The sequence below is a fragment of the Haloferax sp. Atlit-6N genome (genome assembly GCF_003383195.1).
Taxonomy (GTDB): domain Archaea; phylum Halobacteriota; class Halobacteria; order Halobacteriales; family Haloferacaceae; genus Haloferax; species Haloferax gibbonsii.
Genome location: NZ_QEQJ01000060.1, coordinates 1 through 695, shown reverse-complemented (window position 1 = coordinate 695; position 695 = coordinate 1). Strand labels below are relative to the sequence as shown.

Here is a 695-nt window from a genome sequence, read left to right as displayed (position 1 = left end):
ACTCGACGCCGACGTCCATATCGTCGATCCGAACTTTATGCAACACCGTCTCGGGTGGAGCGGGTCCGACGTCGCGGAGGTCCGCGACAACGTCGCTCCTATCGTCGGGAACACCGGTTTCACACGGGTCTACGACTGACACGCCGACTACCGATACTACACCCTGTACGAGGCCTTCGAGAAGCTCGCGGAACTGTTCCAGGCGCGGGACCGCTACGAGGCGTTCGCGGGCTATCACGACGAGGTCCGCACGAACGTGCAGTCGCGCCTGCCGTCGTCGACGCCGGACGTCGCCGTCCTCTATCCCGCGGACGTGCCGCCGGAGTCGTTCTACCCGTATCTGATCGGCGAGGGAACGCAATCGAAGCAGTGGACCGATCTGCGGGTCGGCGACGCCCTCGCGAAGCACGGCGTCACAGACGCCCAAGCGGGCGGCGAAACGCTCGATTACGAGACGCTGCTCGAAATCGACCCGGACGCCATCGCCGTCCGGATCCAGGGCGAAATCACCGACGCGTACTTCGAGGAGAACGTCGTCTCGCACTTGCGGGACCACGACGTCGCAAGCCAACTGACGGCGGTGCAAGACGACCGCGTGTTCTACGGCGGCCTCACCTACCAGGGGCCGATACTCAACCTCTTCCAGTTCGAGCAGGCCGCACAGGGACTGTACCCCGATGTCTTCGGTGCCGAAC

1 pseudogene is annotated in these 695 nt (G+C 64.5%); it reads left to right on the top strand.

Annotated features, from left to right (window positions below):
• Positions 1–695, top strand: a pseudogene (locus tag DEQ92_RS21130) (ABC transporter substrate-binding protein); the annotation flags it as partial.